Origin of the sequence: Providencia sp. PROV175 (genome assembly GCF_032707045.1) — a bacterium.
Classification (GTDB): domain Bacteria; phylum Pseudomonadota; class Gammaproteobacteria; order Enterobacterales; family Enterobacteriaceae; genus Providencia; species Providencia hangzhouensis.
On record NZ_CP120533.1, the window covers coordinates 2,802,189 to 2,819,615 of the forward strand.

Annotated in this window: 18 protein-coding genes; 11 read left to right on the forward strand and 7 right to left on the reverse strand. The window is 38.1% G+C overall.

Annotated elements, in window-relative coordinates; translation table 11 throughout:
* The first annotated feature begins 117 nt into the window (after positions 1-117).
* Together P3L44_RS12695 and P3L44_RS12700 are read left to right on the forward strand one after the other, a co-directional pair.
* On the forward strand, positions 118-846 hold the full coding sequence (locus P3L44_RS12695; protein ID WP_014657463.1) for an SDR family oxidoreductase: 729 nt from the start codon (positions 118-120) through the stop codon (positions 844-846).
* Between the two features lie 44 nt (positions 847-890).
* A complete protein-coding gene (locus P3L44_RS12700) occupies positions 891-2,519 on the forward strand; it encodes an FGGY-family carbohydrate kinase (RefSeq protein WP_140170656.1) in 1,629 nt (542 codons plus the stop codon).
* A 124-nt stretch (positions 2,520-2,643) separates the two neighbouring features.
* Here the strand turns inward: P3L44_RS12700 and P3L44_RS12705 are convergent, their stop codons facing one another.
* The gene (locus tag P3L44_RS12705; protein WP_004263505.1) at positions 2,644-3,033 is read right to left on the reverse strand and encodes a hypothetical protein; all 390 of its coding nucleotides are present in this window, start codon (positions 3,031-3,033) and stop codon (positions 2,644-2,646) included.
* Between the two features lie 1,057 nt (positions 3,034-4,090).
* On the opposite strand from P3L44_RS12705, the gene P3L44_RS12710 reads away from it, so the two are divergent.
* Positions 4,091-4,378 carry a hypothetical protein gene (locus P3L44_RS12710; protein ID WP_140170657.1) on the forward strand — a complete coding sequence of 96 codons (288 nt, stop codon included), beginning with the start codon at positions 4,091-4,093 and terminating at the stop codon, positions 4,376-4,378.
* A 69-nt stretch (positions 4,379-4,447) separates the two neighbouring features.
* Here P3L44_RS12710 and P3L44_RS12715 read toward each other — a convergent pair whose 3' ends face one another.
* Together P3L44_RS12715 and P3L44_RS12720 are read right to left on the reverse strand one after the other, a co-directional pair.
* Complete coding sequence (locus P3L44_RS12715; RefSeq protein ID WP_094961234.1) at positions 4,448-5,341, reverse strand: endonuclease/exonuclease/phosphatase family protein; 894 nt, start codon at positions 5,339-5,341, stop codon at positions 4,448-4,450.
* 260 nt (positions 5,342-5,601) lie between these two features.
* Positions 5,602-6,636 carry a LacI family DNA-binding transcriptional regulator gene (locus P3L44_RS12720; protein WP_004263493.1) on the reverse strand — a complete coding sequence of 345 codons (1,035 nt, stop codon included), beginning with the start codon at positions 6,634-6,636 and terminating at the stop codon, positions 5,602-5,604.
* Positions 6,637-7,007: 371 nt separating this feature from the next.
* Here P3L44_RS12720 and P3L44_RS12725 point away from each other — a divergent pair, with 371 nt between their 5' ends.
* The 3 genes from P3L44_RS12725 to P3L44_RS12735 are packed head-to-tail and all read left to right on the forward strand — an operon-like array spanning position 7,008 to position 9,032.
* Positions 7,008-7,454 (forward strand): PTS sugar transporter subunit IIA, encoded by a 447-nt coding sequence (locus P3L44_RS12725; protein WP_004263485.1) that lies wholly within the window; start codon positions 7,008-7,010, stop codon positions 7,452-7,454.
* Positions 7,455-7,476: 22 nt separating this feature from the next.
* A complete protein-coding gene (locus tag P3L44_RS12730) occupies positions 7,477-7,764 on the forward strand; it encodes a PTS sugar transporter subunit IIB (RefSeq protein WP_004263481.1) in 288 nt (95 codons plus the stop codon).
* A gap of 11 nt (positions 7,765-7,775) precedes the next feature.
* Entirely contained in the window at positions 7,776-9,032 is a 1,257-nt protein-coding gene (locus P3L44_RS12735; RefSeq protein WP_036958647.1) for a PTS ascorbate transporter subunit IIC, read from the forward strand.
* A 52-nt stretch (positions 9,033-9,084) separates the two neighbouring features.
* Here P3L44_RS12735 and P3L44_RS12740 read toward each other — a convergent pair whose 3' ends face one another.
* Entirely contained in the window at positions 9,085-9,891 is an 807-nt protein-coding gene (locus tag P3L44_RS12740) for a DUF4239 domain-containing protein (protein WP_004263474.1), read from the reverse strand.
* A 356-nt stretch (positions 9,892-10,247) separates the two neighbouring features.
* On the reverse strand, positions 10,248-11,192 hold the full coding sequence (locus P3L44_RS12745; RefSeq protein WP_004263460.1) for an SPFH domain-containing protein: 945 nt from the start codon (positions 11,190-11,192) through the stop codon (positions 10,248-10,250).
* 428 nt (positions 11,193-11,620) lie between these two features.
* On the opposite strand from P3L44_RS12745, the gene P3L44_RS12750 reads away from it, so the two are divergent.
* The 5 genes from P3L44_RS12750 to P3L44_RS12770 all read left to right on the forward strand — a co-directional run bounded on the left by P3L44_RS12750 (position 11,621) and on the right by P3L44_RS12770 (position 16,149).
* Entirely contained in the window at positions 11,621-12,574 is a 954-nt protein-coding gene (locus P3L44_RS12750) for a 2-keto-3-deoxygluconate permease 1 (protein WP_096863928.1), read from the forward strand.
* Between the two features lie 10 nt (positions 12,575-12,584).
* Positions 12,585-13,859, forward strand: coding sequence for a D-threonate kinase (dtnK, locus tag P3L44_RS12755; protein WP_272661504.1), 1,275 nt, complete (start codon positions 12,585-12,587; stop codon positions 13,857-13,859).
* A gap of 16 nt (positions 13,860-13,875) precedes the next feature.
* Positions 13,876-14,832 carry a D-threonate 4-phosphate dehydrogenase gene (locus P3L44_RS12760; RefSeq protein WP_410480059.1) on the forward strand — a complete coding sequence of 319 codons (957 nt, stop codon included), beginning with the start codon at positions 13,876-13,878 and terminating at the stop codon, positions 14,830-14,832.
* 3 nt (positions 14,833-14,835) lie between these two features.
* A complete protein-coding gene (locus P3L44_RS12765; protein ID WP_410480033.1) occupies positions 14,836-15,612 on the forward strand; it encodes a DeoR/GlpR family DNA-binding transcription regulator in 777 nt (258 codons plus the stop codon).
* A 105-nt stretch (positions 15,613-15,717) separates the two neighbouring features.
* Complete coding sequence (locus P3L44_RS12770; RefSeq protein WP_272661501.1) at positions 15,718-16,149, forward strand: carboxymuconolactone decarboxylase family protein; 432 nt, start codon at positions 15,718-15,720, stop codon at positions 16,147-16,149.
* Positions 16,150-16,215: 66 nt separating this feature from the next.
* Here the strand turns inward: P3L44_RS12770 and map are convergent, their stop codons facing one another.
* Together map and P3L44_RS12780 are read right to left on the reverse strand one after the other, a co-directional pair.
* Positions 16,216-16,986: a type I methionyl aminopeptidase gene (gene map, locus P3L44_RS12775; RefSeq protein WP_004263445.1), complete on the reverse strand. Its 771-nt coding sequence runs from the start codon at positions 16,984-16,986 to the stop codon at positions 16,216-16,218.
* A complete protein-coding gene (locus P3L44_RS12780) occupies positions 16,979-17,185 on the reverse strand; it encodes a ParD-like family protein (protein ID WP_036958645.1) in 207 nt (68 codons plus the stop codon). The genes map and P3L44_RS12780 overlap by 8 nt, the downstream gene beginning before the upstream one ends.
* Positions 17,186-17,427: the final 242 nt, after the last annotated feature.

Genomic DNA, 17,427 nt, shown 5'->3' on the forward strand with positions numbered 1-17,427 from the left:
ATACTATCAATCCATCGCATGTAGCCACCTATCCATTGTTGTGACTCATTGCTGTTTCATTAATTTCAGACGCTTTTCATTCTTACATTTCGCTAAAATATCCGATTGGAGTAAATTATGGCTATTTCTATTGAGAACAAAGTCGCAGCAATTACCGGAGCTGCCTCAGGTATCGGGCTTGAATGCGCACGTACACTGATCAAGGCGGGTGCAAAAGTCGTTCTAATTGACCGTGCTGAAGAGCGATTAAACCAACTTGTTGAGGAACTAGGTGAAAATGCGATTCCATTAGTAGTCGATTTAATGAAGCCAGAACAAGTTGATGGAATGCTAGATGCCATCTTACAAAAAGCAGGCGGCTTAGATATTTTCCATGCTAATGCCGGTGCTTATATTGGCGGCCCTGTTGCTGAGGGTGACCCAGATGTATGGGATAAAGTTTTAAACTTAAACATTAATGCGGCCTTCCGTTGTGTTCGCGCAGTGCTACCTCATTTTATTGCCCAAAAATCAGGTGATGTATTATTCACCAGCTCAATTGCAGGTGTAGTCCCAGTGATCTGGGAGCCAATTTACACTGCATCAAAATTTGCTGTCCAAGCCTTCGTCCATTCAACTCGCCGCCAAGTTTCTGAACATGGTGTCCGTGTTGGTGCGGTATTACCTGGCCCTGTAGTGACAGCCTTACTCGATGATTGGCCGAAAGAAAAAATGGAAGAAGCTCTGGCAAATGGTAGCTTAATGCAACCGATTGAAGTCGCTGAAGCCGTATTATTTATGCTAACTCGCCCACGCAATGTCACTATTCGTGACCTTGTTATTGTGCCAAACAGTGTTGATCTCTAACTTGTCACCTCGCAATTCATTGCAGTTAGCACCTTGGAGGGAAAATGAATAATTCACATGCACGATTAAAAGATAACGATAAAGTCGTTATTGGTATCGATGTTGGCACAGGCAGTGCACGCGCCGGGGTCTTTGATATGTCCGGCAATATGTTAGCATCTGCCAAACGCGATATTACGCTCTTCCGTGATAACGCCAATTTCGCTGAGCAATCAAGTAACGAAATTTGGGAAGCGGTTTGTTATTGTGTCAAGCAAGCGATAGCATCATCAACAGTAAAACCACAACAAGTTGCAGGTATTGGCTTTGATGCAACCTGCTCACTGGTTGTCATTGGTTCAGATAAACATCCTATTACGGTTAGCCCATCGAATGACCCTGAGCGCAATATTATTGTTTGGATGGATCACCGTGCAACAGAACAAGCTGAGCGCATTAATCAATTAAAGCACCCTGTTCTAAACTATGTTGGCGGTAAGATTTCGCCCGAAATGGAAACGCCTAAGATTTTATGGCTAAAAGAAAATTTACGTCAATCCTATGATAACGCATGGCAATTTTTTGATTTAGCCGATTTTTTAACTTGGAAATCAACTAGCTCCTTAGCTCGCTCAACCTGTACTGTCACCTGTAAGTGGACATATCTTGCCCATGAAAAACGTTGGGATGCAGGCTACTTTCAACAGATTGGTCTATCTGAACTTGCCGATGAAAACTTCGCACGTATTGGTCAACTTATTGTAGAACCAGGAACGCCTTGTGGTGAAGGCTTAACGGAAACCGCAGCCCAACAAATGGGATTACTAGCAGGGACACCTGTCGCTGCAGGCATGATAGATGCTCATGCAGGCGGTATTGGTACCGTTGGCGTAAATGGTGATGCAACCGCTAATATGGCATACGTATTTGGCACATCTTCATGCACGATGACAACCACTAAAGAACCCGTATTTATACCGGGTGTATGGGGTCCGTATTTCAGTGCAATGGTTCCGGGCATGTGGCTAAATGAAGGAGGCCAAAGTGCGGCTGGTGCTGCAATTGACCAGTTACTTTCCTTACATCCCGCTTCAGTACAAGCAAAACTTACGGCAAAAGAGCAAGGTAAACCCTTGCCTGTGATGTTAGCGGATTTAGTATTAGAAAAATCATCTTCACCATCACAGTCTGTTGAGCTAGCTGAAAAAATACATGTGGTTCCTGAATTTTTAGGGAATCGAGCACCTTTTGCTGACCCTCATGCCAGAGCTGTCATTGCTGGATTAACCATGGATAACAGCATGGAAAATTTACTTTCTTTCTATGTTGCTGGTCTGTGTGGAATTGGCTATGGATTACGACAAATCATTGAAGCACAAGCAAAATCTGGTGCTGCTATTGAAAATATTGTTGTTAGTGGCGGTGCAGGACAGCACCCGTTGATCCGCCAGCTACTTGCTGATGCTTGTGGCGTTCCTGTGATTTCAACACAAGCCAGTGAACCAGTATTGCTAGGTTCTGCTATCCTTGGTGCCGTTGCAGGGAAAATCTGTGAAGATGTCTCGCAAGCTATGGACCAATTTAGTGCTATCGACTTAACCTACCAAACCAATGAAGCATATAAAAACCGCCATGATACAAGATTCGCCTCTTTCTTGCATTTGCAACAATGTGCTAGAGAATTAAAAGGTTAATCACGTTGATATGACACTCAAGTAATATTTGGGCTAAAGAAAGCCGTAAACCGGCTTTCTTTAATAGAATTCATTTTGCTTATCGAGCTTAATTTAATAGAAAAACCTGCGCTATAGCTCACTTTTAGAAGCAATATCTTGTCCATAACGAATCGACCATTTCCTTTGGTACCAAATCGTAATCTCCCTCGACCATTGGAATAGACAAGGAGACCTTCCCTTGTTTATCACTGTAAGCTTTCACAATGAATTTTTTATAGCCTTCTAGCCTTGCATTCTTAACTCGAAACACTTCGCCACATACATAACCTAAATCCCCTTTATCCGCAGTTTGGCGAATAAAATTATATTTCACATTTTTAAATGAAGCAGATTCTGGATAAGATAAATAGTCTTCAACGCTACTCTTAGCCATTTTCACAAGATCAGGTGTAGGGGTATAGTTCAATGTCACACCTAAGATAAAAGAGCCCCCAGTTAACAATAAAATTGTGAGCAACTTTATGATATTCATATTACTAAGCTCTCATTTATTCAATAACAAGCCAATTGACCAAAATGACCTAATAATTTCGCCCCAAAATATACTTAAGCAGTTATCTTCAGCCAATTGTAAATAAATAATAATTATTTTAATAACAACCAACCTTATCTATATAAGAATACCTTATTAGATAACTTGTTTTTCTAATTATTACCCCAGATAACTGCTACCAACAAAGCGAATAAGTACAATTAGATTGATATGGGCTATTCGTATTTATACTTTATTTTACACACCTAATGAGTAAGTATACCAGTATTAAACTAAGAATATAAATAGTACTCGAAACATTAACTGTTTCAATTTGTATTTTTTTAACTAAAATAGTTTCAATTACCCAAAAACAGAAACAATAATAAGCCTTAACTGTTTATCATAACTTAACAAAAATAAACAAAAATATGTAATAAAACAATTCAATTCAATAATAGTCATGTCTAAATGTTAATTAACCCACTTAATGAGTATTTTCACTCAATATAAGCGTAAAATAGAATTAATTAATAATAAATCCGTTATTTTCAATTAAAATTCATCTAGCTTATTTAGATATTATAAAAACAAAAAATACCTAAAATTCAATTCACTACGAAATAACATATTAATTTGCATCATCTCTTAGCTTAATTTTTAGCATATCGTTAACGAGTATCTTTATTTCAGGCTAAATTAGCAATTTTATAGTACCCGTTAAAATGCAACGCAACCTAATCAATTGATTAATAAAACAAAAATAACAAATAAATTGATTAAAACGACGTTAACCATATGATAAAAAATAGTTAAAACCATCAATCCACCTTAAGAAACATAAGAATATTTAACTATATGCATATTGTAATTTACCATTGAATGCCTCTATATATCTTCTTTTACACAATTTTTGATATATCTGACCAATCAAAATTACAGAATATTCCTAGGATAATTGATGCATTTAACCAATACATAAAATTATCCGGCTAAATTTGACAAAATATTTTTTTTATCTCATGTAGCATTGCTTTCCAAAGAAAAAGGGTTAACCATGACAAATACTCAATTACTATTACTTGCAACTAATAACATCAGAAATAACGTAGATCTAAGCCACACTCAGGAATCTTATGTATACCAGTTTTACTATGCTAACGTCGTAGGTCACTTCGACAGCATTCAAAATTTTCTTACTGTATTTAAACAGCAGACGAGCGCAATATTAGATGCATCACAACAATTAGCAGAACAGCGGCAGCAGATATACTCAACAGTTGAGTATTATTTAGAAATAGCTGAAAAACGCTATATTGAAAGGAAAAAAATACTAGGCAATTAACTTAGCATTACAGTTGGAAAGGCCTACAAACCAAATAAGGCCTTTTATCGAAAATTTCTCTGTAAGTGTTTATTGCTCTTGTAGCTCTAATTCAGCAATTATAGGTAGGTGGTCGCTAACACTTGACCATTGAAACTCTTTACTATCCGTTGGAATTTCCATTTTTTTCACATCCCAAACTTGCCCTTTAAATGTAAAAATATGGTCGATGTCTATGGCTGGGTTTACCGCTGGCCAACTACGATAATCAACACCTTTAAACTCAACTGGGTTCCACATATAACGAATTTCTTGGATAGGCTGTTCATTAGCTGTTGAATTGAAATCTCCCGCTAATATTTTTATTGAGGCCGCAATATTATCAAACCCCGTATCTGTATCCCCAATACTCGCATCTAAAATATGGCGCACTTGCCCAATGCGAATGGTTGGATCTTTCTGCCAATCCAGATGTGTTCCCATCACAATAATTGGTGCATCAAAACCTGGCTTTGATATTTGAGATATTAATACAACCCGTTGTTCTGCATCACCAGAAGGTAAATTAATTACTTTAGATTTATCAATTTTATATTTTGATAAAATTCCTACACCGTACTCTCCACCATCAAAATCTAATGCCTTACCAAAAGCAAAATCCATCTTATTGGCTTTAGCTATTTCTTCTAGCTGGTGAACTTTTTTACTACGAGCGGTTTTATTATCAATTTCAGTTAAAACAATCACATCAGCATCTATTTTCGCAATCGCCTTATTTAGCTCATCAAGATTACTGACATCTGGTGACAACTCATTTTTACCAATGTTATACGTTGCGACTTTAATGGTCGGCTTGTTCGAAGTGTAAACTTTATTCGGAGTTCCTCCATCCTGTACTTTCAGAATTTCGGAACCCGACATTGTTGCCATCGCACCACAAGAAACTAGAATTGTGGTGGAAATAACTGTTTTTAGTAATTTCATTGTTTTCCCCTGTTAATGACTAATACAACAGAATAGTGCAAGTATTTAATAAAATTCTCGCGGAGCTAACCCCCGTTAACTTGCAGTTTTCATACATTAACAGAGAATAAAAAAGATATAGTGACCCAGTCTACAATCTTATTTCGAGAGAAAAAAAAACATCTTTTTGACCGTCAAAATAGAGAGCTATCGCACTCCTATTCACTTAAGGATAAGCAAGAAATTCAAGAAAACGTGATCAACATACGATAAATTATATTTCACGCACTTTGTCTTGCTTCAAATTTATATGGGAAAACAACCCCTTCTTTACGTTCAACAAAGTCACAATCGACATCTGCAAGCCATTTTTGTAGCCTTTTCGCTGTTTCTCGTGCCATTTTACTGTAATCAATTCGCACAGATGTCAGTGACGGATGGATATGATCACAATTTGAAGTACCTTCAACACAAGCAATTGCTAACATTTTTGGTATCTGAATTAAACGTCTTTGGCACTCAAAAATGACACCAAGTGCAATCATTTCATGACTGCAAATCACAGCTTCAAGCTCAGGTTGGCGGGTCAACATCTCACTAATTGCCTGACGACCAAAATCCATCGTTGCGACATACGGAGTTGTAATACTTTGATCTGCACTTTGGTTATACGCCAGCATCGCTCGGTTCCAGCCACTTAATTGCTGACTTTGCATTTTACTGTCCATTTGAGCACCAATATAACCTATCTTCTTATACCCTTTTTGTAACATATAGTTGGTTAAAAAATTAACCGCATCTCCAACGTTACTTTTTATGTTCAACGTGACTGGATGATTAGATTCCCCCGCAACACTGACTACAGGGATATCTAAATTCTTCAAATAATTCGAAACGCTTTCTGAGTTTATCGCCCCAAAAACAATCAAAGCTGCGGGGTTACTCTGCAATAATGTCGATAAAACCTCAGACTCTTTTTTTTGCTGGTAATCATGGCTACCAATAACAACTTGATAACTATTTTTGTTCAGTGCTTCTTGTAAAGATTGCAGAAAAACTGAACTGGCATTATCACGCAAAGACGGAATTAAAACAGCAACGGTACGGCTTTGGCCTGACGCTAAAATACCTGCTGCGGAATTAGGTATATAACCAAGTTCTTCAACAGCAGCATTAATTTTTTCACGTAACTTATCAGACACTAATTCGGGTGTACGCAAAGCCCTAGATACCGTCATGGACCCAACGCCTGCGAATTTTGCGACGTCCTGCAACGTGACTCGCCCTGTATTTTTTCTTTTTCGTATTTTTTGCATGTAATACTTTTACTTAGCCTAAACTGATTATTAACCCTAAGGTTATTGATCTTTGATGGTCAATTTTCATTCGAATCAAGCATGTTTTTTGCTTTTTCTCATGTTCTAGATTAAATGCGCTAAAAATAGCCAATATGGTTCTATTAAATCTAAAGAAACAGTCAATATCACCAGTCCTAGTTAACTTACCACAGGTTGAATTTGTTAATCAGCAGAGAAGTGTGTTCATTTCATATTTGCTCGCTATATTTTTTTAAAATGATAGCGCTATCACGAAAATGAAAGATTCAACTAGATAGCGCTACCATAGAACACTACTATTCATTCAACCATTACAAAGATAATAATTTCACTCTACCAGGAGCAACCCGATGCTAACGACATTACTGACCCCTAACGTCATTCAAGTCGTCGACAGTGCCAATAATTGGCAAGAAGCGATAAAAATCGCCTGTAATCCATTAATTAATAATAAGTTCATCGAACCAAGATATATTGATGCAATAATTCAATCACACGAAAAAATCGGCCCTTACTATGTATTAGGCCCAGGTATTGCCATGCCACATGCACGTCCAGAAGACGGAGTAAACCAATTATCTCTTGGGTTAACCGTTATCAAACAAGGTGTTGAATTTGGCTCCGATGGCAATGACCCAATCAAATTATTAATTGTACTAGCAGCCACTGATAGCAATAGCCATATTGGTGCTATCGCGAAACTCGCAGAACTATTTGATAATCAAGACGATGTAGATAACATCATGCAATCAGAAAACGTAGATGACATTCTAAAAATCATCGCTAAATACGAATAAGCTAAATATTAAGGTAAATATTATGAAAATTACTGTTGTTTGTGGAAATGGTTTAGGTACTAGTTTGATGATGGAAATGAGCATCAAAAATATCTTAAAAGATTTGCAAGTTAATGCAGATGTTGACCATGTTGATCTAGGCTCAGCAAAAGGCACTGTGAGTGATATCTTTGTTGGTACAAGCGATATTGCTGAACAATTAGTCGCTCAACAAGTTGGTGGCGAAATCGTTGCTCTCGAAAATATGATTGATAAAGTTGCAATGAAAGAACGTCTCACCATTGCTTTACAAAAACTCGGCGCGATGTAAGCGGAGGCACTATGTCATTTTTTCGTTTTCTGATGCAGGATGTTTTATCTGAACCAGCCATTCTTGTTGGTCTAATCGCACTTATTGGTTTGATCGCGCAGAAAAAACCCGTCACTGAATGCATTAAAGGCACCATTAAAACCATAATGGGTTTTGTGATCTTAGGCGCTGGTGCTGGCTTAGTTGTCAGCTCTTTAGGTGATTTTTCCGCTATTTTCCAACATGCTTTTGGTATTAATGGTGTGGTACCAAATAACGAAGCTATTGTTTCTATTGCACAAAAAAGCTTCGGTCGTGAAATGGCAATGATTATGTTCTTTGCGATGCTAATCAATATCTTGATTGCTCGCTTAACACCATGGAAATTTATATTCCTCACTGGGCACCATACGTTATTCATGTCCATGATGATAGCAGTTATCTTAGCTACCGCTGGAATGGAAGGAACTCTATTAGTCACTGTTGGCTCACTGATTGTTGGCTTTTGTATGGTATTTTTCCCAGCAATTGCCCACCCTTACATGAAAAAAGTGACAGGCTCAGATGATGTTGCGATTGGGCATTTTTCAACGATTTCTTATGTCCTAGCTGGGTTCATTGGAAGCAAATTCGGTAATAAAGAACATTCAACAGAAGACATGAATGTCCCGAAAAGCTTACTATTTTTAAGAGATACACCTGTCGCTATCTCTTTCACCATGTTCATTATTTTTATCATTACATGCTTATTCGCAGGCGGTGATTTCGTTCGCGAAGTCAGTGGTGGTAAGAATTGGTTCATGTTCTCATTAATGCAATCCATTACATTTGCTGCAGGCGTATACATTATTCTGCAAGGTGTACGTATGGTTATTGCAGAAATCGTCCCTGCGTTTAAAGGTATCTCAGACAAATTAGTCCCTAATGCGAAGCCTGCTTTAGACTGCCCAGTGGTATTCCCATATGCACCAAACGCCGTATTAGTCGGATTTTTAAGTAGTTTCGCTGCCGGTGTTTTGGGAATGTTCGTTCTGTATGCATTAAATATGACGGTTATTATTCCAGGCGTTGTACCGCATTTCTTCGTAGGTGCTGCTGCCGGTGTTTTTGGTAATGCAACAGGCGGTCGTCGTGGAGCTATCTTGGGTGCATTTGCTCAAGGGCTGCTTATTACCTTCCTACCAGTATTCCTATTACCTGTTCTTGGGGATATTGGTATTGCTAATACTACATTCAGTGACGCTGACTTTGGCGCAATCGGAATTTTATTAGGCATTATCGTCCGCTAAAACAGAACTCCCCATGGCAAATTTGCTAGTGGGGAGTTTTTTTACAACGCCCCTACTTTCCCAACCAAGCACCATCCCTAAATAAGAATTCCTGTAATAAAATTAAATCATCAGGTGTTACGTGGATCATACCTTCACCAGGAACATCAATTTCTGCAATCATAAATAGAGCCAACGTGGTTAATGACGGCAATATGAGTATCAACCAATTTTTCCCTTTTGTCCCGCGTATATTGTAACCAATAAGAATATTTGAACAGATAGCAAAAAAGATCAGTAAAAACCAAGTTGCATTTGGAATTTGGTGTCGCCAACTTGCCATCGTTTTTTGTTGAGAAAGATAAAGGTCGCTAAATGCACTGAGTACAGAAGCCACAATAGGGTTTGGTGTTTGACTTGCTTCTTTTACCGCGATTTCCCATAATTGACTCTGCTTTTCCAAAGAAGTCATCCGCCATTGGTTATTTTCGTCACTGATACCTGACTTAAAAAACTCAATCCGAGCTTCCAAGTATTGTTGAATAAGCTGAGAGGCTTTTCCTCTATCATCAGTGCTCAATAACTGTGCTCTCTGATATGCCGTACCAATAGCAATAGCTTCATTTTCTTCTGTTTGCTGACGGTTGTTATAGCCATTAATCGAAATTGATAAAACAAACCCTATCAATAAACCCAATAAAGATAAAATCGCCCCTAAAATAATTTTAGCTTCATCATCCGTCGCTTCTTCGTGGGCTGATTTACGCTTAAAAATATATTTACCAACGTAGGCAGAAATAACTAACAAGATAAATGTGATAACAAATAAAAGAATGGAATCGATTGGAGAATCATTGATCAACTCAGAAATATTAAACATCGTATAAACTCATGAAATTTATTTCCTGATGATATAACACAACTGCAATACAATTATCTAGACAGTACTATTTTTTTGCTAAATTTCAGATAATAACAACAATCAGGTATCATAATACGACATCCAATTAGCTAACAATAAAGCACAACCCCCCTAATACAGAATTGACTCACTATATTTACCTTAAATTGACCACCACAGTATATTTTCATCACGATATTTCAAGGTAACGGTTAATTTTTATGACCAAACCAGATGAGTTTTTGTCTAATATATCAATATGGTGCACATAAAAATAAAAACCCATGCTAACTTAATAGAATAGGTTTTAACTGCGGTAATTCTTTTAATTAATATTACTGGCTATTACGCATATCCATAATCATTTTACCATCGTAATCTGCACCAACAACAATATTAGGTACCTCACCTTTATATTTATGAGCTTTAATCTGCTCAATCTCTAACTGTTTCCAATTGATCATTTCACGGGTAATAGTACGTTGTAATATCGCATTCGCTTCAGCTTCTTTCTGAGCAGCATACAATTTTGCATCTGCTTCTTGGCGCATCGCAAATGAACTTGCTTGTGCGTTACGTTCTCTGGCGATGGCTTGTTGTTCAGCAGACTCTCTTTCCGCTTCAGCAATAACAACCTTTTTCTGAGCTAATTCACGCTCTTTTTCTGCCTCTGCTTTTGCTTGGTTGATTTGCTCTTGGCGCATTTTGGTATTAACCACTTGCTCTTGTACAACCTCAGGCAAAGTAATATCTTGGATCATGATTTCTTTTATTGTATAGCCATAAGGGGAAGCATACCCTTGAATAGCATCACGAATAGATTCTTGTAATTTTCTTTGTGTATCTGCAGTATAAAGATCTTGTGCATTAGCAACATCTTTACCAAATTCTAAAATCGTTGAAATCAGCTTTTGGCGTACATATTTATCTAAAGCTTCGCTTTCTGTACCACCATTAATACGTAATACAGGAGCTTTCGCACCATCAAATTGAAGCATTACCGTAATATCAACAATAGATTTTAATTTATCTTGCGAAGGTACTCTTAGCTCTTTTAGTGATACTCGAATATCTTTTGTTGAGTACGTATCAAATGTTGTAAACGGATTAATTGGAAAATGTAAACCTGCATCATAAGCAACTGGGTCGACTTTTCCTAAAAATGTCCCCACCTTAACCGAGCCATCTTGTACAATAGTATATGAATTGATCCCTACGAGACCAATAACTAGAAGTAATGCAGCACCGACAACCAATTTAATCATTGATTTAAATTGCATGAGTTAATCCCTATCAAATTAATAATTATAATAAAGCGCCTTATTGTCACCACTTATTTTCTAACTACAAGTCTAATAATCCTAAATTTAAAAGCACTAAATCTGCTGTTTCTATCTTGGTAAAAATGAATCGCTGAGCCATTACAGATAATTTTGTTATAAACCTAGTTTTATCTGTTTAAATTATTAATGCTTAATTTCAATCACAAAACACATGTGTGATTATTTATAATCACTCTCTCGTTCAGTTTAAATGACATCCATCCCATTAAAAGCCAAATTATAATTATTTTAAGCCAAGTTAATGGTGGATATTAGAGTATAGTTTCAATTGATGGTAAAGGGAATTATTGCGATCTTGATCACTGTTGTTTTTAATTGATTAAATATAATCATTATGACTAAAATAAATCATGGCGGAGAAAACCATGCAAATAAAAAAATCGATTGAACGTATACCTGGTGGCATGATGGTTGTGCCATTAGTACTCGGTGCCCTAATCAACACCTTTGCTCCTCAAGCCCTCGAAATCGGTGGCTTTACAACATCACTGTTTAAAAATGGTGCCCCTGCTCTTATTGGTGCATTCTTGCTTTGTATGGGTGCAGGAATTAGTTTTAAAGCGGCGCCACAAGCTTTATTACAAGGAGGTACAATTACCTTAACAAAACTAGTCGTTGCGATTGCTCTTGGTCTAGGTGTCGATTATCTCTTTGGAATGGAAGGGATTTTTGGTTTAACTGGTGTTGCAATTATTGCAGCAATGAGCAATTCAAATGGTGGCTTATATGCCGCTTTAGTTGGGGAGTTTGGTAATAAACGAGACGTTGGTGCTATCTCAATTTTATCTCTTAATGATGGGCCTTTCTTTACCATGATTGCGCTAGGCGCAGCTGGTATGGCAAATATCCCTTTAATGGCATTAGTTGCGGTTCTTGTTCCGTTAATTGTTGGCATGATCTTAGGAAATCTAGACCCACATATGCGCGATTTTCTAACAAAAGGTGGGCCAATATTAATTCCTTTCTTCGCTTTTGCACTAGGCGCAGGGATCAACTTAGAAATGCTATTACAAGGTGGACTCGCAGGTATCTTGCTCGGTGTGCTGACTACGTTTGTTGGCGGCTGGTTTAATATTCGAGCAGACCGTCTAGTAGGAGGTTCAGGTATCGCAGGCGCTGCAGCCTCAAGTACCGCAGGAAATGCAGTGGCAACACCACTCGCTATCGCACAAGCCGACCCATCCTTAGAGGCTATTGCGCTTTCTGCGGCTCCTTTGATTGCTGCATCCGTGATCACCACCGCTATTCTAACCCCTATCCTGACCTCTTGGGTTGCTAAACGCCAACAAGCAAGACATCCCCAACAAACTGAAGAGTAAGGAGTTATTTATGAAACTCTTAGTTATTGCGGATGACTTTACAGGGGCAAATGATACCGGTGTTCAATTTGCTAAAAAGCATGCGCGCACAGAGATACTTCTTGATAATACACAAAAACATTCTTGGTTTGCTGATGTCGTTGTGCTTAATACAGAAAGTCGCGCATTAAATGCACAGGTTGCTTCAGAAAACCTACGAAATAGCCTGAAACCTTTTTTATCTCAGAAGGATAAACCTGTCATTTATAAAAAAATTGACTCAACATTTCGCGGTAATATTGGGGCAGAAATAGAGACAATTATGTCAGAAACAGGCTTAAAACTTGCTATTGTTGCCGCAGCTATTCCTGCGGCAGGACGTGTAACGTTAAATGGTGAATGTCTCGTTCATGGAAAAGCACTTATTGAAACTGAATTTGCTTCTGACCCTAAAACACCAATAGTTTCATCACGTATCCAAACTATTCTCCATCAGCAGACTACCCTGCCCGTTATTGAAGTGAATCTAGACCAAATACGTTCAGGGCGATTCGCAACATGGTTACAAGCACAAGAGCCAACGCAAGGCAGTATCATCGTCACGGACGCTGAAAATGATGAAGATTTAGCACTAATTGCTGAAGCCGTATTTTCAATAGTTCAACCTTGCCTACTCGTTGGAGCTGCGGGCTTTGCAAATGCATTGCCTGAGAATATTTTCATGAATAAAAAGCAAGGGCTACCGTTATTTATTGTCGCTGGCTCAATGAGCAGCGCAACAATTGAACAGGTAAACTATGCACAAACACATTGTGATGCCAGTGTCATTGATGTTGATGTCACACAAGTACTTGCAGCCACTACACAAGATAACTACATGGCTGCGCTCATCAAAGAAATTAGTCAAACATTAAACCAACAAAAACACACCATCATACGAACCAGCCGAGATGTGCAAGATAGGCATCATATTGATGACCTATGCAATACCTACGATATGACTCGTAATGAATTGGGGAAAAATATCAGCGACTTTATTAGTTTGCTGACCTTAAATACGCTGTCTGTTGCCAGCATCGGGGGACTTTTTTTAACAGGTGGAGATATTGCGATTGCGGTTGCCAATACTTTGGGAGCAAAAGGTTATCGAATTCAATCTGAGGTACTGCCATGTATACCTTGCGGCACTTTTATTGACAGTGAAATTGATGACTTACCCGTGATCACCAAAGCGGGAGGGTTTGGTCAAATAACCACTTTATGCGAAGCCATCAAATATATTGAGGAAATTTATTGTGAAAAATAATGTTGTTGCTATTACCATGGGAGATCCTGCAGGTATTGGCCCAGAAATTATCGTCAAATCCCTTGCAGAAGGTGAACTGGCAGGAGCCTCTGCCGTTGTTATCGGTTGTGCATCAACAATGCAGCGATTAATTAAATCAGGGGTAGTTCCTCAGATAAAAATCAATGTGATACAAAATATCAAAGAAGCTCAATTTTCAGCGGATACCATCAATATTATTGATGAACCCCTAGCCGACCCTAGCGCACTTATTGCGGGGAAGGTCCAAGCTCAAGCTGGTGACTTAGCATTTCGTTGTATTAAACGTGCGACTGAACTAGCTCTCGCAGGTGAAGTGAAAGCGATTGCCACTGCACCTTTAAATAAAAAAGCATTGCACCTTGCCGGGCACAACTACCCAGGTCACACTGAACTACTTGCCCAGCTAACCAATACCAAAGATTATGCCATGGTGCTTTATACCGAAAAATTAAAAGTCATCCATGTCACAACACATATTGCATTGCGTAAATTTTTAGATACATTAAATAGCGAGCGTATCATAACCGTGTCTCGTATCGCATCAGACTTTTTAAAACGCGTTGGCTATGAAAAACCACGTATTGCGATCGCTGGCGTTAATCCTCATGCTGGGGAAAATGGTTTATTTGGTGATGAAGAAATCGTATATTTACAACCAGCTATAGAACAGGTAAGGTCTGAAGGTATTAATATTTATGGCCCTTGTCCTCCAGATACTGTATTTTTACAAGCCTATCAAGGGCAATATGATATGGTTGTTGCCATGTATCACGACCAGGGTCATATTCCTTTGAAATTATTAGGTTTTTATGATGGTGTTAATATCACTGCGGGCCTCCCGTTCTTGCGCACTTCAGCCGATCACGGAACCGCATTTGATATTGCTTGGACGGGTAAAGCAAATCCTGAAAGTATGGCCATCTCACTTAAACTTGCGATGAATGTAGTATAACTAATGAGCACAATGGATAGATTAGATTTAATACTTGAGTATCTTAAACAGCATAACCTCGTCACTGTTGAAGAACTAGTACAAGCATTATCCGTGTCAGCGGCCACTATCCGGCGTGATCTCATTAAACTTGATGAAACTGGGGTTATCTCTCGCACGCATGGCGGTGTAACCCTAAACCGTTTCATTCCTGTTCAGCCCACTACGTCCGAAAAAAACCAGCGTAATCTAAGAGAGAAACGGGCTATTGCGAAAGCGGCAGCCCGTTTAATTGAACCAGGTAGCACGGTTCTACTTGATGCAGGGACAACCATGCTTGAGCTAGCGCGAGAGCTCACTCATATGCCCCTGCGTGTTATCACCTCTGACCTCCATATTGCCCTTTTTCTTTCTGAATTCAAACAAATTGAAGTCACAATTGTTGGTGGAAGAATTGACGATAGTAGCCAATCTTGTATTGGTGAGCATGGGCGTGTTTTATTACGTAGCATTTATCCTGATATCGCATTCATTAGTTGTAACTCTTGGAGTTTAGAAAAAGGAATTACAACACCAACAGAAGAAAAGGCAGGTCTAAAACGTGACCTAATAACAAATGCTACACGCTCTGTTATGCTTGCTGATAGTAGTAAATACGGTAAATGGTCATTATTTCGTGTCGCTCAAATAGACGAATTGACAGATATTATTATAGATAACCAACTTCCACTTGATATTCAGCAAAAATTTATAGATTCTTGTCGTACTAATCTAATATTGGTTTCCACAAATGCCACTTAATGCTATTGAACTTGATTTCTTTATAAAATAAAGTAGCTCAACCTTCCAACCAAACCGCACCAAACATTACATTTCATCTGACAACAAAATATGTAAGGAACCCCCATGAGCGAACTGAGATTAGCTTATAACAATTTATCACCTGAAGCGTATAAAGGGCTTATTGAATGCAAAAATGCATTGGATAAAAGCGGGTTAGGTAAAGAACTAATAGAGCTTGTTTATTTAAGAGTTTCACAAATCAATGGCTGTGCATTTTGCCTAGATATGCATGCAAGCTCATTACATTCAAATGGTGTCAGTAACAAAAAAATAGACACACTCGCTGGCTGGCAGGTTAGTCATCATTTTAATTCATTAGAGCGCGCTGCATTAGCTTGGACCGAAGCTGTCGTTAATATAGCTACCAGTGGTACATCAGATGCTCTCTTTAATGAATTAAAACACCATTTTTCTGATGAACAAATTTCTGATTTAACTATCGCTATTGGTTTAATGAGTGCCTTTAACCGTATAGCAATAGCACTGAGACAATAGTAAAAATTTGTATAAAAAAAGCTTGCTACCTTTATGGCAGCAAGCTTGTAAATTCTACTTTTAACACTATTTTTCTTCATCACGTAATGTTAAAACTTCATACCCATCTTTAGTGACTAATACCGTATGTTCAGATTGAGCAGATAATTTTTTATCTCTTGTTACGACCGTCCAACCATCTTTCTTTGTTTTAATTTTCATCCCACCCTGGTTAATCATTGGCTCTATCGTAAATGTCATTCCTTCTTTTAATTCAACCCCTTTCCCTCGTACGCCGTAATGAAGAACTTGCGGATCTTCATGCATTTCACGGCCAATACCATGCCCACAATATTCGCGTACGACACTGTAACCTTTAGATTCCGCATAATGTTGAATAGCGGAACCAATATCACCCAATGTCGCACCCGGTTTAACTTGTTTTATTCCTTCCCACATAGCAGCATAAGTATCTTTAACTAATTTACGTGCTAGTGGTGAAGCTTCTGGCATTACATACATTTTACTTGAATCAGCGATAAAGCCATTTTTCTCTAGCGTAATATCAACGTTAATGATGTCTTTTGCTTTTAAAATTTCATCTGTTTTTGGAACACCATGACAAACGACTTCATTCAACGATGTATTCAAAACATATTGGTAGCCATATTGCCCTTTACTAGCAGGCCTTGCTTGTAATTCATTAACGATATAGCTTTCAACTTTATCATTAATCTCCATTGTGGAAATACCCGGTACAATAAATGAATCCAACATCTTAAAAACGCTAGCCAAAAGTCGTCCAGACTCACGCATCAGTTCAATTTCTTCTGCTGTTTTAATTGTAATATTATTCATGAACTTTTCCTTTTAATTCAATTGACTCTTTTTCTAACATTTCATTGACTAACATAGTAAATGTCTTATTCGGGTTTAGTTCAGCTTGCATACCAATTTTAATCCAAAACTCTGCCTGTGAATTAATCGAACGGGACATAACCTGGCTCGCATGGCGCAGATAATCATGCAATTCATCTGAAATTTTTACGATACCCAAAGCAACCTCAACAATATGATATGTATACAAATCATGTATAGATCATATAACAGGAAGATGATGATTCAAAGCATTCACGTTTTGTATAGCACAAAGCGCATGAAAAACAGCCCATAAATACTACTTTAAGTTGATTAAGTTGATTCCGCCGTCAAAGTATTTGAATCGTTGATCCGCTATCATAAATTCCGAAGAATGTAATGATTATACGTAAATTAGCATTATTTTGATTAACTCGGCCA

What these genes read in the sequence shown, in the direction of transcription:
- P3L44_RS12695 (WP_014657463.1), top strand. Translation starts at nt 118, where the DNA reads ATGGCTATTTCTATTGAGAACAAAGTCGCAGCAATTACCGGAGCTGCC.
- P3L44_RS12700 (WP_140170656.1), top strand. Translation starts at nt 891, where the DNA reads ATGAATAATTCACATGCACGATTAAAAGATAACGATAAAGTCGTTATT.
- P3L44_RS12705 (WP_004263505.1), bottom strand. Translation starts at nt 3,033, where the DNA reads ATGAATATCATAAAGTTGCTCACAATTTTATTGTTAACTGGGGGCTCT.
- P3L44_RS12710 (WP_140170657.1), top strand. Translation starts at nt 4,091, where the DNA reads ATGACAAATACTCAATTACTATTACTTGCAACTAATAACATCAGAAAT.
- P3L44_RS12715 (WP_094961234.1), bottom strand. Translation starts at nt 5,341, where the DNA reads ATGAAATTACTAAAAACAGTTATTTCCACCACAATTCTAGTTTCTTGT.
- P3L44_RS12720 (WP_004263493.1), bottom strand. Translation starts at nt 6,636, where the DNA reads ATGCAAAAAATACGAAAAAGAAAAAATACAGGGCGAGTCACGTTGCAG.
- P3L44_RS12725 (WP_004263485.1), top strand. Translation starts at nt 7,008, where the DNA reads ATGCTAACGACATTACTGACCCCTAACGTCATTCAAGTCGTCGACAGT.
- P3L44_RS12730 (WP_004263481.1), top strand. Translation starts at nt 7,477, where the DNA reads ATGAAAATTACTGTTGTTTGTGGAAATGGTTTAGGTACTAGTTTGATG.
- P3L44_RS12735 (WP_036958647.1), top strand. Translation starts at nt 7,776, where the DNA reads ATGTCATTTTTTCGTTTTCTGATGCAGGATGTTTTATCTGAACCAGCC.
- P3L44_RS12740 (WP_004263474.1), bottom strand. Translation starts at nt 9,891, where the DNA reads ATGTTTAATATTTCTGAGTTGATCAATGATTCTCCAATCGATTCCATT.
- P3L44_RS12745 (WP_004263460.1), bottom strand. Translation starts at nt 11,192, where the DNA reads ATGCAATTTAAATCAATGATTAAATTGGTTGTCGGTGCTGCATTACTT.
- P3L44_RS12750 (WP_096863928.1), top strand. Translation starts at nt 11,621, where the DNA reads ATGCAAATAAAAAAATCGATTGAACGTATACCTGGTGGCATGATGGTT.
- dtnK (WP_272661504.1), top strand. Translation starts at nt 12,585, where the DNA reads ATGAAACTCTTAGTTATTGCGGATGACTTTACAGGGGCAAATGATACC.
- P3L44_RS12760 (WP_410480059.1), top strand. Translation starts at nt 13,876, where the DNA reads ATGGGAGATCCTGCAGGTATTGGCCCAGAAATTATCGTCAAATCCCTT.
- P3L44_RS12765 (WP_410480033.1), top strand. Translation starts at nt 14,836, where the DNA reads ATGAGCACAATGGATAGATTAGATTTAATACTTGAGTATCTTAAACAG.
- P3L44_RS12770 (WP_272661501.1), top strand. Translation starts at nt 15,718, where the DNA reads ATGAGCGAACTGAGATTAGCTTATAACAATTTATCACCTGAAGCGTAT.
- map (WP_004263445.1), bottom strand. Translation starts at nt 16,986, where the DNA reads ATGAATAATATTACAATTAAAACAGCAGAAGAAATTGAACTGATGCGT.